Source organism: Nitrospira sp. (assembly GCA_035968315.1).
GTDB lineage: Bacteria > Nitrospirota > Nitrospiria > Nitrospirales > Nitrospiraceae > Nitrospira_D.
The window spans coordinates 393,304-406,846 of sequence record JAVYIN010000005.1; the positions used below are offsets into that span (position 1 = coordinate 393,304).

Genomic DNA, 13,543 nt, shown 5'->3' on the forward strand with positions numbered 1-13,543 from the left:
TCGCATGCAGAGTCGATTTGTTTCACCGACAGCAGCTGAGGTAATGGACCACCCCCGCGCACTCACCCATGTCATCACAGTGGCGAGTGGAAAGGGCGGAGTCGGAAAAAGCAACGTGGTGGCCAATCTGGCCATCGCATTGAGCAAAGCCGGCAAGCGCGTGCTGGTTTTGGATGCCGATCTGGGCCTGGGGAACATGGATGTGCTGCTCGGGTTGGTGCCTGAATATACGCTGGAACACGTGCTGGCCGGGACCCATTCGCTCAACGATGTCATTCTTGACGGGCCGGGCGGCATTCGGGTGTTGCCCGCGAGCTCGGGGGTGCCTCAGCTTACGGCGCTGACGGAATCACAGCAGCTGCTGCTGCTGGATCAGCTGGAGCAGGTCTCTGAATCCGTGGATGTGCTCCTCATCGATACCGGAGCAGGAATTTCCTCGAACGTGACCTTTTTTGCCTCCTCGGCACAAGATTCCATCATCGTCGTCTCTCCGGAGCCGACCTCGTTGACCGACGCCTATGCCTTGATCAAAGTTTTGGCCCGCCAATACAGAGAACATCGCTTTAAAGTGCTGGTGAACATGGCGAAGAGTCCGCGGGAAGCGATGGAGGTGTTCCGCAAGTTGGACACAGCCGCGGATCGATTCCTGCATGTCGCCATCGAATATGTTGGCTATATTCCGAAGGATGACTATGTGCCGTTTGCGGTCAGGCAGCAGAAGGCCTTCATGGAGGTCTATCCGGACTCGCCGGCGGCCCAGGCCATTACCGGGCTTGCACGGCGGGTTATGCAGTGGCACGCCCCTGTCTTCCCGAAAAGTTCCGTGCAGCTTCTCTGGCAACGATTGATCCACACCACTTCCGCGGTCTGAGGGAGCGATAGGCGAATTGATTATGAGCAAAACGGCAGTCGGTCGAGAGCATCCGGCCATTCCCAGCGGACTGGCCCAGCGCGAAAAATTGATCAAGGAGTTTGCGCATGTGATTCGGGCCATGGCTCATCGGCTGGCCTTCAGGCTTCCGGCCTATTTGGATGCGGAAGACTTGATTTCAGTCGGGACGATCGGCCTGATGGATGCGATGGACAAGTACGATCCGTCCCGCGAAGCCAAATTCAAAACTTATGCGGAATTCCGCATTCGCGGCGCCATGCTGGATGAAATTCGTTCGATGGATTGGGTGCCGCGCTCGGTGCATGAGCGCATCGGCGTCTTGCAGAAGGCGCATGTCACGCTCCTCAACCGGCTGGGCCGTCCGCCGTCCGATGAAGAGGTAGCCGGGGAGCTCAAGATGCCGATGTCGGAGCTCGACGACTTTCTTTCCCGGGCGCGGGGTGCGGTCATGATCAGCATCGATGACCTGGGACTTCAGGAGCCGGATGGCCATAAGGTGGTCAAGATGCTGGCCGATACGCATCATCCTGACCCGCTCTCCAGTCTGGTGAATGAGCGTGAACGGGAATCGATTGCCGAAGCGATCCAGGATCTCCCGGAAAAGGAACGGCTCGTGTTGACGCTCTACTATTATGAAGAACTTACGATGAAAGAAATCGGTGAGCTGCTGAAGGTGACGGAGTCCCGTGTGTGCCAAATCCATACGAAAGCGATCGTGCGGTTGAAAGCGCATCTACAGGTAGAGCATTAAGGCGGGAGGCGCGGGGGCCGTAGGGCCCCGCCCGCCGTGTTCGCTGCAATCCCCGGCCTTCCGATTTTAGTTCTTCCGCAAATCAGCCGACAAAGATCTGTCATGGAAGCCGTGGTGGCAGGAACTGCATTGGCATGAAGCGACAATCTCTGATGGTCTCCACAGCAATCGGTCATTCTTTCAGCCATGGCTGGCGCGGGTTCTTTGCTCGCCGGATCCGCGACCTGGTCTCGTCCAGCATCGGCTGCGTGCGGCCCTCGCGGCCGCTCGCTCTGGGCTGGTTTCTACTTGCGTTGCTTGGGTGCCTTCTCACCGCACAGGGGGCGATTCTCGAGGCCACTGGTTCAGCGAGGCATGTCGGGCCAGTATCATCCGTGATTGCCGCCGCGAGTTTTAGAACAGGGGGGCTGGGGGGCCTGGTTGGTGTGTTGGTCAGTGTGGGATGCGGTCTTGCCGGATTCTGGTGCTGGCCGCGTACCCAGCGCACCCATGCCGTTCCGCAAGGACAGGGCCTGGCCGCCTATGACCAAGTCACCGGGCTGCCGACGATCCGCCTGTTTGGCGTTCTTTTGGAGCATGCGGCCGAGCAGGCGTCAGATCTTGGGCGGAGTGTCGGTGTGCTGGTCGTCGAATTGAGCCACTTCCGGCCGGATTCGAAAGCAGGAACGCCAGCGAGCGTGACGCTGGTCGCGCGTGTGGAAGCGGCTCGCATCAAGAGCGCGCTCCAATCCCGTGATACGGTGGCCTATCTGGGGGGGCAACGGTTTGCGGTCCTGATCGAGACGGTTGTGTCAGGAGAGCAGATCAGGGCTTGCGCGGACCGCATTCAGCGCACGCTCTCCCTCCCGTTATTGGTGTCGGGGCAAGAGGTCGTGTTGTCCTGCCGGATCGGCAGCGCGATGCTGGGTCCTGAGATCGTGTCCGGTGAAGCCTTGCTGGCTCAGGCGGTTCAGTCACTGACGCGTGCGAGTTCGGAGCATCCCATCCATTTCTCCGGCTCGGCCTGGCAAGAGAGACCAGGGGCCAATTCCGTTTCCCCGCACGCATCGCGAGCCGCATAACACCTGTCCAAACTAGGCACTTTCTGCCGCTCCGGTGGAACTTTCCGCCTCGTGCATCTGCCAATATTCTCGCAGTCTGTCAGTCTTCTGACGAGTTCACGGCGCAATCCCCAGTAAATTCTCATACTAGTGTTGAATTCGGACACCGCACTGCTCTGGCATGACGGTTGCTGTGTAGTTGTTCGACGGCATCCATCCAGGAGTGTACGCGATGAATCGAGGTATCTATCCGATCCTGTCCGGTGCGATCGCTCATGAACGGCGCATGCAGGTGTTTGCCAATAACATGGCTAATGTGAACACCCCGGGCTTCAAGCAGGATGAGCAAGCGTTCAAATCGATTTTGCCCAAAGTGCAGACGGGTGTGCCGATGGTGGCCAATGCCAACGCCTTTGCGAATCGGATGCTGGTGAAGCCCTTCGGCCCGGCTGAGCGTGTGTATGTCGCTCCCTATGCCTTGAAGACGACCTATGATGCCGGACGGATTCGTCTGACGGGCAATCCTCTCGACGTGGCGATCGATGGGCGAGGATTTTTTGAAGTGAAGACGCCTCAGGGCACGCGGTTTACTAGAAACGGGATGCTGTCGCTCGACAATCAGCGCCGGCTTGTGACGAACCTTGGGTATCCGGTGATGGGAACGGAGGGAGAACTGAAGATTCCGGCAGGGAAGCTGGAGATCTCGGCCCAGGGAGAGATCAAGGTCGATGGGAATCCCGTGGGCAAGATCAAGGTGGTGGAGTTCCCTGACGATCAGATGCCGGAGAAATACACGGAAGGCATGTTCGCGTCCGATAAGGGCGCGGTTGCGAAGAATCCATCGATTCAAGTGGGCCATGTCGAAGAGTCGAATGTGAATTCGGTGGGAGAGATGGTCAAGATGATTCAGGGGATGCGCGGATACGAATCGGCACAAAAGCTTATTCAAACGCTGGATCGCATGGCCGAAGAGGCGATTCAGGATGTCGGACGAGTGCTGTAACTGAACCTGGCGTGAGGCAAGGGGCTAGTGGCGAGGGATGGTAAACGGGAATCTCCCTCTCGCCTCGTGCCCCGGAACTCACGCCCGACTGACCGGAGGGAAGTATGATTCGAGCCATGTGGACCGCGGCAACGGGTATGACGGCGCAACAACTCAACGTCGATACCATTGCCCACAACCTTGCCAACGTCAATACGAACTCGTTCAAGCGCAGCCGGGCGGAATTCGCGGATTTGCTCTACCAAATCCAGCGCCTGCCCGGCACGAACGCGTCGAACGTGGGGGTCTATCCGGTCGGCATTCAAGTCGGCGGCGGCGTGCGACCCACGACTGTTTCAAAGGAATGGCTTCAGGGCAATATGCGGCAGACGAACAACGATCTGGACCTGGCCATTGATGGGCCGGGTTTTTTCCAGGTTTCCAGGCCGGACGGCACGATCATGTATACCCGCAACGGGTCCTTCAAGCGTGACAACGTCGGCAATCTGGTGACCGGCGACGGCGACTTGCTGAACCCCGTGATCACGATTCCGTCGGGCGCGTTGAAAGTGGATATCGGCCAGGATGGCACCGTGTCCGTCCTGCTGCCGGGCGTCACTCAGGCGTCTCAAGTCGGCCAAATCCAGCTGACCCGCTTCGATAATCCCTCCGGCCTCGTCGCCATGGGGAACAATTTAATGATCGACAGTTTTGCGTCCGGCCCGCCCACGCAAGGGACCGGCGGATTCTCGACGGGCTTCGGCCAGATTCAACAGGGATTTCTGGAAAGCTCGAACGTCAACTTGGCGGAAGAAATGGTCAATATGATCATCGCGCAACGGAGTTACGAAATTAACTCGAAGACCATTCAGGCATCGGACGAGATGATGTCGATTGCCAATAATCTCCGCAGATAAGGGGTGACCATGTATCGAATAGGACTGATCTTCGCCGCTGTTCTCGTCCAGGTAATCGTGGGGCAGGCATGGGGCGCGGGGTCCGAAAAGGTGGTGCACCTGGCGTCGGTGGCCGGCCAAGGAGGGCCGGCGCCGCACAAGTTCGATGCCGGGCGTCCCGCAAAGGGAGAGGTGTCCGTCGAGCAGATCCAGCTGGCGGTTCGGAAATATTTCGAGAATGAATGGGGGTCTCGCGTCAAAGCCGTGCAGGTGGCGGTGATTGAGCCGGCTGTATCCGTGAAGATTCCCGTCGGGGCCGCGGAATTGCTCGTTCTCCCTGTGGCGTCCGAAGGCGCCATGGGACGGCGGAATGTGAACGTGCAGATTGTGATCGATGGAAAGGCTTGGAAAACGATGGAGGTGCTGGTGGATCTGGCGGCCTCAATCGACGTCGTCGTCCCGAATCGCTCCGTCAAAGCGGATGAAATCCTTGAGGCCGAGGATCTGACGATGGCGCGGATCGTGACCTACGATCTCAAGTCTCAGTTTGTCACGGATCTCAATTTGGTACAGGGCAAGAGCGCCGCACGTCCGTTACAGCCCAACACTCCGCTGCGCCAGGCCTTTCTGAAAGCCCCCATTTTAATCAAGAAGGGCGATCGGGTGTTGATTGAAGCGAAACGGGGAGGATTGTCGATCCAGACAACCGGCGTCACGAAGGGAAGCGGCCAGGTTGGGCAGACCGTGATGGTGGCCAATCTCGATTCCGGACGGGAACTGCGGGCGAAGATTATTGCGCCGGGCTTGGTTCAGGTGGACTTTTAGGAGTGCCAATGCAGATCTCACGCATGACAGGCGGTGGCTGTTTGCTCCTTGCGCTGCTGGCGGGCGGCTGTACCAATACACCCTCGACATCGAGCAAGCTGACTATTCCGCCGCTTCCTCCGCCTAAAACGACCGGTTCGCTCTGGCAGGAGGAGAATGGCCGCGCGTATTTGTATGAAGACATGCGCGCGATGCGGGTGGGCGACATTCTGACCGTGAAAATTGTCGAGAAGCATAAGGGGTCGAAGTCAGCGGACACGGCGGCGCAACGGGAATCGACGATGGAGAACAGCCTGGCCGGAACCGGGGTGGGCTACATCGGCATTCCGGGGATCCGTCTCGGCGATGAAGCGCGGCGCGGACTGGGCATTGATGCGAGCGCGCACAATAAGTTCAACGGCAAAGGAGCCACCAATCGGGAAGGTACCTTGACGGGAACGATCTCGGTGATTGTGACGGAAGTGTCACCCAACGGCGATCTTCGAGTGGAGGGCCATCGGGAGGTGAGTGTCAATGCGGAGAAACAGTTGATGACGATTTCCGGCATCGTCCGCCGCGTGGACGTGGATACTAAAAACACGGTCCTGTCCTCCGCCATTGCCGACGCCAAAATCGAATATACCGGACTTGGTGTGCTGGACGATGTGCAGCGGCCTGGCTGGCTGGTCCGCATTCTCGACTGGATTTATCCGTTCTGATGAAAGGGGGGGAGATGGCAACGACGGTCAGGCGTAAGCCGGTACGGCGATGGCTCCCATGGCGCAAACCCCTCTCGCTGGATTCGCTCAAAATGATGGTGCTGAGCGGTGTCGTCCGGCGCGCGGATTTGGCGCCGCCGCTGCTTCCGACGCGCACGGTCTATTGGCATAATGGAGCTGTTCCGAGCGGAGCTGGGCAAGAGCCCGAGCCGGAGCAGGGCTGGTTGTCTCGCTGGCTTGGACGGAAAGCACCGGCCCAATCTCCTCATCGGGCCTCAGGGCAAAAGGACATCGTATTGCAATGATGACACGGTGGATTCAAGTTATCGTGAGCAGTGTATTAGCTGGGCTGGTACTCCTGCCGATTCCCGCCGATGCGGTCCGGATCAAGGACATCGGGACGATCGAAGGCGTGCGCGAGAACCAATTGATCGGCTACGGCTTGATCGTTGGGTTGGATCGCACCGGGGACCAGGTTATCGGCGGCCAGTTTACCATTCAGGCCATGATGTCGATGTTGAACAAGATGGGGATCAATTTGGTGATCGATCCCATTCAATTGCTCACGAGGAATATTGCGTCGGTGATGGTGACGACGAAATTGCCGCCCTTCGCCAAGCCGGGCATGACGCTCGATGTCGTGGTGTCCTCGATGGCCAATGCCAAGAGTCTTCAGGGTGGGACTTTGCTGCTCACGCCGTTGAAGGCGGCTAACCAGCAGGTCTTTGCCGTGGCCCAGGGTCCGGTGTCGATCGGAGGATTCTTGGGTGGGATGGGAGGCGCGGGCGGGGCGACGGTGACGAAGAACCATCAGGCCGCCGGTGTCGTGCCGGGCGGGGCCATTATTGAGAAGGAAGCGGTCGTCGATATCGATTCCTGGGAAACGGTTTCGATTTTGTTGCGCCAGGCGGACTTTACCACGGCGATTCGGACGGCCGAGGCGATCGAGGGGGTATTTGGCAAGGGGAGTGCCGCCGCAGTCAATGCGGGATCCGTAAAGGCCCTTATTCCAACCGCTTTTCACGGGCGGGTCGTCGAGTATATCGCTTCAATCGAAGGATTGGATGTCTCCGTCGATGCCGCGGCGAAGGTGGTGGTGAATGAACGGACGGGAACCGTCGTATTGGGGGAGCATGTCCGTATATCGACCTGCGCAATTTCTCACGGCAATTTGACGATCTCGGTGAAGAATACCTTGAATGTGTCCCAGCCGCCAGCTCCGTTAATCGGATCAACGGGTGGACAAACCGTTGTGACGCCGGATGTCCAGACCGAGGTGAAAGAGCAGGAGTCCAGATTGATGGTGGTGGATGAAACGGTCACGTTAGGCGATGTGGTGCGAGCTCTCAATGCAGTCGGGGTGACGCCTCGGGACTTGGTGGCCATCCTTTCTTCCTTACGGGCTTCAGGGGCACTTCAGGCAAGCCTTGAGATTATTTAGGCATATAATTGAATTTAAAGTATATTTTAGTGTTATCATGGTGATCGTGTGAGGATAAACGAGACGTCAGTGGTTCCCATGATGCAGACGCTGGATCAGGGGGGCTCATTATCTCTGACCGGCGCCTCTGCCCCGTCACAGACGCAGTCAATTCCACAAAATCCTGAAGAAATGCGCAAGGCGGCCAAGCAGTATGAGGCCTTCTTTATCTCGTATCTGCTGAAAGTCATGAGGGAAACGGTTCATGAAACAGGCATGACCGGGAAAGATGCCCAATATTTTTATTCCTTTTATGACCAGGAGATCAGTAATCGGGCTGCCGATGCCGGTGGGATCGGGATTGCCAAGATGGTCGAATCGTATATCGAAAAAAATTTTACGCCGCCCCCTCAAGTTCCACGCCCTGGAAGCCGATAAAGGATGCGAGAGGGATTGGAGCCTCCGGATGGTCACATCAGGGGAGCCAACCAGTCGTTAGCAAGAGGAGCGCATCATGGAGATTTCAGGTCACGGTCGGGCAGATCAATTAGCCAAGATTCTTTTGGGGGTTCAGCCCGCCAACGGGCCAGCCCCGGCACGGTCGACGGCCCAGAAGGAATCCGGCAAGGATCAAGTCCACATTTCAGAGCAGGCGAAGGAGTTGCAGCGTATTCGGGCGCTGGGCCAAGAGCCTGATCCTGAACGTGAGGCACGGGTCGATCGCATCAAGCAGGCGATCGATAGCGGCACGTATGATGTGAGTGGCCGCAAGGTCGGCGATGCGATTATGAAGCAAGTGTTGACCGACGCGGTCCTGTAGAAACAGCGTCGGTTGTCGTCAGAATCGAAGCCAGGATGGCTTCGCCGGTTCCGAAGCAGGGTCGCAAGGAGTGCGTTATGACTTCGGGGAGTTCTTCACAGGCACAGGCGCTGAGCCAGGTTCTTATCCAGGAATGCGAGTCCTGTCATGCGCTGCTCGAAACTGTCGAGGAAGAGCGGCGTGCGATTAAGGCTCTAGCCATTACAGAGTTTCACGATATCAATCTCCGCCGTCTTGCGATACTGGAGACGCTTCAGACGCTGACCCAGTCCAGGGAAGCCGCGATCCGTGGCCTTGCAGAGATGGCAAACCTGCCGGAGGCTGCAACGTCTGTTCAAGCCTTGCTGGATTGCTGGCAAAGCCCCCATGTTCCAGCCTTACGGCGCCATCACGACGCGCTGATGACCGTCGCGAAACGAGCGCGGGAGGAAATCAAGCAGAACGTCGTCTTAATCGAAGGCATTCGCCATGTGATTGAAGGCGCCCTGGCGGCAGGCACCGCAACCCTATCTGGCGCAGACGCCTACAATCGGAACGGGCAGCGGGCCACGCTTCAGTCTTCCGCAGCCATGCTCTATCAGCAGGGGTAGCTATGGTCGGCCTGACTTCCTTATTCGATATCGCCCGCTCGGCACTCAATACCTCGCAGCAGGCGATGGCGGTTACGGGACACAACGTCGCCAACGTCAATACCCCAGGCTACACTAGGCAGGAAGCTGTTCTTGCAGAGCGAAGCCCTATTAGTGGTCAGCCCGGTATGATGGGGACGGGGGTTCAGGCCACCTCCATTCGCCGGAACATTAATACGTTTGTCAATCAGCAGATCACGACCTCGCAACAGACGCTCGGCCGGTTGACTCTGTCGCGTGACGAACTGTTTCGCCTGCAAAGTATTTTTGGTGACAGCAACGATCAGGGGATCAGCGCGCGCTTGAACGACTTTTATCAAGGTTTGCAAGACGTCTCGACGTCGCCCAACGACTTGGCGGCTCGGTCCGTGTTGCTGGCTAAATCCTCACAATTAGCTGCCGCGTTGAATCAAACCGCGTCGGATTTGACCACGACACGACAATCGCTCAATCTCCAAGTCACGCAAACCGTGACGGAGATTAATAGCTATACTAAGCAAATTGCGGAATTGAACGGCCAAATTACTTCGGCTGAGTTGATGGGGCAAAATGCCAATGATTTGCGCGATCAACGCGATCTGGCGCTGAACGAGCTGGCCAAGCGGATCGATGTTACGACAGCAGAAACGTCCACGGGTGGACTTACCGTATTTGCCGCGCGCGGGCAAATACTGGTGGATAATACCACTCAGCGTGATCTGACGACGGTAACCTCTGCTGAGAACGGTGGGATGGTCGAGATCGGGTATGCGATGGGTGGCTCACGGACGATCAGGATTGACCAGTATATTTCCAATGGCAGTCTTCGCAGTCTCCTGGATCTGCGTGATACCACGATTCCGGATCTCCAGGCGAGGTTCGACCGGCTGGCGGCGACGTTGTCGAACGCCGTAAACCAGATCCACCGGCAAGGATTCGGTCTCGATGGATCGACCGGCCAGGATTTCTTTTCTCCCTTGAGCGTGACCACCGAAGCGTCTGCCGATAATCAGGGCACCGGCACCATCGGGAGCGGCGCGATCACCGCCAATAGTCTGCTGACTTTTCACGACTATGAAATTCAGTTTTCCTCTTCCAGCGCCTATTCCATCGTCGATACCACCACGGGTGCCACGATCAAGGGAAACTATACGGGGACGGCCATAACCGCGCCTTCGTCCGGGTCTCCATTGAACATTGTGACGGGCACGAACGATACGCTGACGGTGACGGTGGATGGGGGAGCGGCAGTCGGCGTTACTTTGACGGGGGGGGCCTACTCCTCCGGCGCCGCGCTCGCGCAGGAGATGCAGGCGAAAATCAATGCGGCGGGGCTCTCGGTATCGGTCACCTACGACACGACGACCAGCCGGTTTGTGATTACCTCCAACAATACGACAGCTTCTTCCGCCGTGAATGTGACCGGCGGGACTGCACGGGCCTCCTTGGGATTGACCGGCGGGACCAGTACGGCGGCGAGTGGCACTTACAGCAGTCCTATGACGGTCAACTTCGACGGCCTCAGCGTCACGGTCAGTGGCGCGCCCGCAGCCAATGATGTGTTTCGGGTGAATTCCTATGAGAACACGGCTCGTGACATTTCTGTTGCGTTGACGACGCCGGCTTCCGTCGCGGCATCGTCCACGCGCACCGGAGTGCCGGGGAATAACGACACGATGCTGCAATTGGTGGCCATTCAAGGGCAGAGCTTTTCGTCGTTAGGCAACATCACGCTTCAGGACAGTTATCGAAATGCGGCGGCGAATATTGGCGTGTTGGCCCAAACGGCCGATCGGGATTTAGGCGCACAGGAAATCTTGCGCGATCAACTGGATGGATTCCGGGCGCAGGTATCGGGTGTCTCGATCGATGAAGAATTGGTCAATATGATCAAGTTTCAGCGCGGATTTGAGGCGGCCTCCCGATTAATCAAAATCACGGATGAAATGTACGATACCCTGCTTTCCTTGAAGCGGTAAGAGGGGCGATTGCGATGCGAGTGACCGAACAACAAACCTTTGGCCTTCTGGTGAATAATCTCCAGCGTTCGCGCGCGCGCGCGCTGGAGTTTCAACAGCAGGTTTCGACGGGCAAGAAAGTGCGCCAGCCGTCGGACGACCCCAGTGCCTTTAACCTCATCGGGCTGGATAAAGCGTCGGTTGCGGCGATCGATCAACGCCTCCGGAACATCTCGCTGGGGCGCTCGCGACTCGATCTGAGCGGTTCATTACTGACCAGCACGACCAGCACGTTGAGCCGGATTCAGGAACTGGCGGTGCAGTTCAGGACCGACACGAACGGGCTTTCCGAACGTGTCAGCGGGTCACAGGAAGTGCGCCAATTATACGGCCTCGTTCAGCAATATGCCAATTCCGAGTTGAACGGGCAGGCCGTCTTTACCGGGACCAGCACCCACGGGCGGACCACAGGCCTCGCCATTACGGCACCCGTTACGCTCACCAATGGGACGAATGACACCTTAGTCGTGTCCGTCGATGGGACGACATCCGGCACCATCGACCTGACGACTGCGACCGGAAGTTTCACCGGCGCACAGTTGGCGGCGCAGGTCCAAACGCAAATCAACGCCGATTCCGCGCTGTCCGCCGCGGGCAAGCACGTGACCGTGATATTCGACACCGATCATCTCGTGATCGCATCGGATACGTCTGGCCCGACATCGACGGTTGCCATCACGGGGGGAACGGCCAGAGCGTCGCTGGGGTTGAATGGGGGAAGCCGGACGACCGGCGCCTCTCCGTTTGCGATCACGGCCACGAGCAGTCCCGCGTCAACCAATACCGGCGGCGCGATCGCGAGCCAGGGGACAGTGGCCGATGAGAACCAAGTCACTCTGGACGACTACATGATTCGCTTTTCTTCCGCGTCGACCTATGATGTGCTGGATGTGACCGCGCCGGTGGCGGTGACACGCGGCGCGTCGAATGCGGGAGGCGCCTTGACCGCCGACGCCGGCATTATCGCGCCCAATAATCTGACGCTGAATAGCTATGCGATTCAATTTACTTCCAGCACGCAGTTCAACATCGTGAACACCACGACGAGTACGACGGTCTCGTCAGGCAATACGTATGTTTCCGGGAATGCCATCGAGTTCGATGGCCTGCGCGTGGTCTTGACGAACGGACAGCAGGGCGGCCCGCAGACCGGCGATACGTATGCCGTGGGCCTCACACCCAGGACGGTGTTGGCCAATCAAGCCTACAGTGCCGGCACCGAGATCAGTTTTGAGGGGCTTCGGGTTACCTTGACGACCGGCAGCAGCTCGCCGGCGACCGGCGACCGGTTTGCCCTGGTTACCGGGCTGCAGTATCAAGGCGATGCCGGTGTGCATCATGTGGAAGTGGGGCCGAATCAAACGGTTTCGACCAATGTGCCGGGCAACCAGGCGTTTGTGGGGCCCGATGTCGATCTCTTTGCGTCGATCAAGAATCTCGTGACTTCCTTGCGGACGAATTACCGGGGCGGCATCAGTGAGACGATCGGAGATTTTAATCAGGGCCTGAGCCAGGCCGGGGCCGTGTTGGGTGAGGTGGGGGCGCTCTCGAATCGGCTGGATGCCACCGGGGCGCGCCTGGATGAAGCGAAGAGCTTCTTTACCCAAACGCTGTCGGAAACGGAAGACGTCGATTTGGCCAAGGCGATTTCGGATCTGACCTTGCAGCAATATTCGATCGAGGCGGCCAGCCGTACCTTGAATCAGCTCTTTAATACATCGTTGCTCAATTATCTCCAGTAAAAGGAGCGCGGCCGCTCAAGGTTTCTCGCATTCAACCGATAGTGTCGTAGGGTACAGAGCACATACGGCCATGGAAGGCATTCATGCTGGTCCTTACACGGAGACGTGGCGAAGGCGTCACGATCGGTCCCAACATTCGAGTCGTCGTCCTGGGAATGAAAGGCGGACAGGTCCGCCTGGGCATTGAAGCGCCTCAGGCGGTGGAAGTCCATCGCGATGAAGTGCATGCCAGGATTCAGGACGAGAACAAGCTGGCGGCCCGGACGCAAGTGGTCCCTTTGGAGGCCTTCAGGCGCCTGGCACCGCCTAATCGACGGATCGCGTCATAAGGACATCTCATGCATTGCCGTTCCACCCGCTTTGGGGAATTCGACATACAAGACGGGAACATCCTGACTTTTCCTGCCGGCCTCTTGGGGTTTCCGGAATCTCAACGGTTCGTCATTCTTGATCATGATACCGATGCGCCCTTCAAGTGGCTGCAATCGCTGGATGAGCCGGGCGTGGCCTTCGTGATCATCGATCCGGCGCTGTTTCATCCTGGCTACAACGTCGATATTTCCTCGGATGCCGTGACTGAAGTCAAAGCCACGGAGCAGGACGAATTGATCCTGTCCGTTCTCTTGACGATTCCGTCGGAGGACCCAACGGGCATTACGGCGAATCTTCGAGGTCCCTTGCTGATGAATTCCCGGACCAAGCTGTGCAAACAGCTTGTGCTCACCGACGAATATCCAACCCGCTATCCGTTGTTTCCATCCACGCCGCATGCTGCAGCCTCGGCCGGTCCGGCCGCGAGCGCAACGGTCGGTTCTGCCGCGTAACTATCTCTCGCAGAGCAAGTCTCCACT

The 13,543-nt window shown here is 58.0% G+C and carries 16 protein-coding genes; all 16 read left to right on the plus strand.

Annotated elements, in window-relative coordinates:
- Positions 1 to 43: 43 nt before the first annotated feature.
- The 16 genes from RI101_05455 (at position 44) to RI101_05530 (ending at position 13,516) form a co-directional block, all read left to right on the plus strand.
- Entirely contained in the window at positions 44 to 871 is an 828-nt protein-coding gene (locus RI101_05455) for a MinD/ParA family protein (GenBank protein ID MEC4889488.1), read from the plus strand.
- 22 nt (positions 872 to 893) lie between these two features.
- Entirely contained in the window at positions 894 to 1,643 is a 750-nt protein-coding gene (locus RI101_05460) for a FliA/WhiG family RNA polymerase sigma factor (GenBank protein MEC4889489.1), read from the plus strand.
- 134 nt (positions 1,644 to 1,777) lie between these two features.
- On the plus strand, positions 1,778 to 2,704 hold the full coding sequence (locus tag RI101_05465) for a diguanylate cyclase (GenBank protein MEC4889490.1): 927 nt from the start codon (positions 1,778 to 1,780) through the stop codon (positions 2,702 to 2,704).
- Between the two features lie 211 nt (positions 2,705 to 2,915).
- Positions 2,916 to 3,686 carry a flagellar hook basal-body protein gene (locus RI101_05470; GenBank protein ID MEC4889491.1) on the plus strand — a complete coding sequence of 257 codons (771 nt, stop codon included), beginning with the start codon at positions 2,916 to 2,918 and terminating at the stop codon, positions 3,684 to 3,686.
- 104 nt (positions 3,687 to 3,790) lie between these two features.
- The gene (gene flgG, locus RI101_05475) at positions 3,791 to 4,582 is read left to right on the plus strand and encodes a flagellar basal-body rod protein FlgG (GenBank protein MEC4889492.1); all 792 of its coding nucleotides are present in this window, start codon (positions 3,791 to 3,793) and stop codon (positions 4,580 to 4,582) included.
- A gap of 9 nt (positions 4,583 to 4,591) precedes the next feature.
- Complete coding sequence (flgA, locus tag RI101_05480; GenBank protein ID MEC4889493.1) at positions 4,592 to 5,386, plus strand: flagellar basal body P-ring formation chaperone FlgA; 795 nt, start codon at positions 4,592 to 4,594, stop codon at positions 5,384 to 5,386.
- An 8-nt stretch (positions 5,387 to 5,394) separates the two neighbouring features.
- Positions 5,395 to 6,084, plus strand: coding sequence for a flagellar basal body L-ring protein FlgH (locus RI101_05485; GenBank protein ID MEC4889494.1), 690 nt, complete (start codon positions 5,395 to 5,397; stop codon positions 6,082 to 6,084).
- Positions 6,085 to 6,098: 14 nt separating this feature from the next.
- Positions 6,099 to 6,389 (plus strand): hypothetical protein, encoded by a 291-nt coding sequence (locus RI101_05490; protein ID MEC4889495.1) that lies wholly within the window; start codon positions 6,099 to 6,101, stop codon positions 6,387 to 6,389.
- Positions 6,386 to 7,525 (plus strand): flagellar basal body P-ring protein FlgI, encoded by a 1,140-nt coding sequence (locus RI101_05495; protein MEC4889496.1) that lies wholly within the window; start codon positions 6,386 to 6,388, stop codon positions 7,523 to 7,525. Before RI101_05490 ends, RI101_05495 begins: the two co-directional genes overlap by 4 nt.
- 78 nt (positions 7,526 to 7,603) lie before the next feature.
- On the plus strand, positions 7,604 to 7,942 hold the full coding sequence (locus RI101_05500) for a rod-binding protein (protein MEC4889497.1): 339 nt from the start codon (positions 7,604 to 7,606) through the stop codon (positions 7,940 to 7,942).
- Positions 7,943 to 8,018: 76 nt separating this feature from the next.
- Positions 8,019 to 8,324: a flagellar biosynthesis anti-sigma factor FlgM gene (flgM, locus tag RI101_05505; GenBank protein ID MEC4889498.1), complete on the plus strand. Its 306-nt coding sequence runs from the start codon at positions 8,019 to 8,021 to the stop codon at positions 8,322 to 8,324.
- A 77-nt stretch (positions 8,325 to 8,401) separates the two neighbouring features.
- Positions 8,402 to 8,914 carry a flagellar protein FlgN gene (locus RI101_05510; GenBank protein MEC4889499.1) on the plus strand — a complete coding sequence of 171 codons (513 nt, stop codon included), beginning with the start codon at positions 8,402 to 8,404 and terminating at the stop codon, positions 8,912 to 8,914.
- A 2-nt stretch (positions 8,915 to 8,916) separates the two neighbouring features.
- Entirely contained in the window at positions 8,917 to 10,911 is a 1,995-nt protein-coding gene (flgK, locus tag RI101_05515) for a flagellar hook-associated protein FlgK (GenBank protein MEC4889500.1), read from the plus strand.
- A gap of 14 nt (positions 10,912 to 10,925) precedes the next feature.
- Complete coding sequence (locus RI101_05520; protein MEC4889501.1) at positions 10,926 to 12,692, plus strand: flagellin; 1,767 nt, start codon at positions 10,926 to 10,928, stop codon at positions 12,690 to 12,692.
- An 83-nt stretch (positions 12,693 to 12,775) separates the two neighbouring features.
- Positions 12,776 to 13,021, plus strand: a complete 246-nt coding sequence (gene csrA / locus RI101_05525) for a carbon storage regulator CsrA (protein MEC4889502.1) — start codon at positions 12,776 to 12,778, stop codon at positions 13,019 to 13,021.
- Between the two features lie 9 nt (positions 13,022 to 13,030).
- The gene (locus RI101_05530; protein ID MEC4889503.1) at positions 13,031 to 13,516 is read left to right on the plus strand and encodes a flagellar assembly protein FliW; all 486 of its coding nucleotides are present in this window, start codon (positions 13,031 to 13,033) and stop codon (positions 13,514 to 13,516) included.
- Positions 13,517 to 13,543: the final 27 nt, after the last annotated feature.

What these genes read in the sequence shown, in the direction of transcription:
- RI101_05455 (MEC4889488.1), top strand. Translation starts at nt 44, where the DNA reads ATGGACCACCCCCGCGCACTCACCCATGTCATCACAGTGGCGAGTGGA.
- RI101_05460 (MEC4889489.1), top strand. Translation starts at nt 894, where the DNA reads ATGAGCAAAACGGCAGTCGGTCGAGAGCATCCGGCCATTCCCAGCGGA.
- RI101_05465 (MEC4889490.1), top strand. Translation starts at nt 1,778, where the DNA reads ATGAAGCGACAATCTCTGATGGTCTCCACAGCAATCGGTCATTCTTTC.
- RI101_05470 (MEC4889491.1), top strand. Translation starts at nt 2,916, where the DNA reads ATGAATCGAGGTATCTATCCGATCCTGTCCGGTGCGATCGCTCATGAA.
- flgG (MEC4889492.1), top strand. Translation starts at nt 3,791, where the DNA reads ATGATTCGAGCCATGTGGACCGCGGCAACGGGTATGACGGCGCAACAA.
- flgA (MEC4889493.1), top strand. Translation starts at nt 4,592, where the DNA reads ATGTATCGAATAGGACTGATCTTCGCCGCTGTTCTCGTCCAGGTAATC.
- RI101_05485 (MEC4889494.1), top strand. Translation starts at nt 5,395, where the DNA reads ATGCAGATCTCACGCATGACAGGCGGTGGCTGTTTGCTCCTTGCGCTG.
- RI101_05490 (MEC4889495.1), top strand. Translation starts at nt 6,099, where the DNA reads ATGGCAACGACGGTCAGGCGTAAGCCGGTACGGCGATGGCTCCCATGG.
- RI101_05495 (MEC4889496.1), top strand. Translation starts at nt 6,386, where the DNA reads ATGATGACACGGTGGATTCAAGTTATCGTGAGCAGTGTATTAGCTGGG.
- RI101_05500 (MEC4889497.1), top strand. Translation starts at nt 7,604, where the DNA reads ATGATGCAGACGCTGGATCAGGGGGGCTCATTATCTCTGACCGGCGCC.
- flgM (MEC4889498.1), top strand. Translation starts at nt 8,019, where the DNA reads ATGGAGATTTCAGGTCACGGTCGGGCAGATCAATTAGCCAAGATTCTT.
- RI101_05510 (MEC4889499.1), top strand. Translation starts at nt 8,402, where the DNA reads ATGACTTCGGGGAGTTCTTCACAGGCACAGGCGCTGAGCCAGGTTCTT.
- flgK (MEC4889500.1), top strand. Translation starts at nt 8,917, where the DNA reads ATGGTCGGCCTGACTTCCTTATTCGATATCGCCCGCTCGGCACTCAAT.
- RI101_05520 (MEC4889501.1), top strand. Translation starts at nt 10,926, where the DNA reads ATGCGAGTGACCGAACAACAAACCTTTGGCCTTCTGGTGAATAATCTC.
- csrA (MEC4889502.1), top strand. Translation starts at nt 12,776, where the DNA reads ATGCTGGTCCTTACACGGAGACGTGGCGAAGGCGTCACGATCGGTCCC.
- RI101_05530 (MEC4889503.1), top strand. Translation starts at nt 13,031, where the DNA reads ATGCATTGCCGTTCCACCCGCTTTGGGGAATTCGACATACAAGACGGG.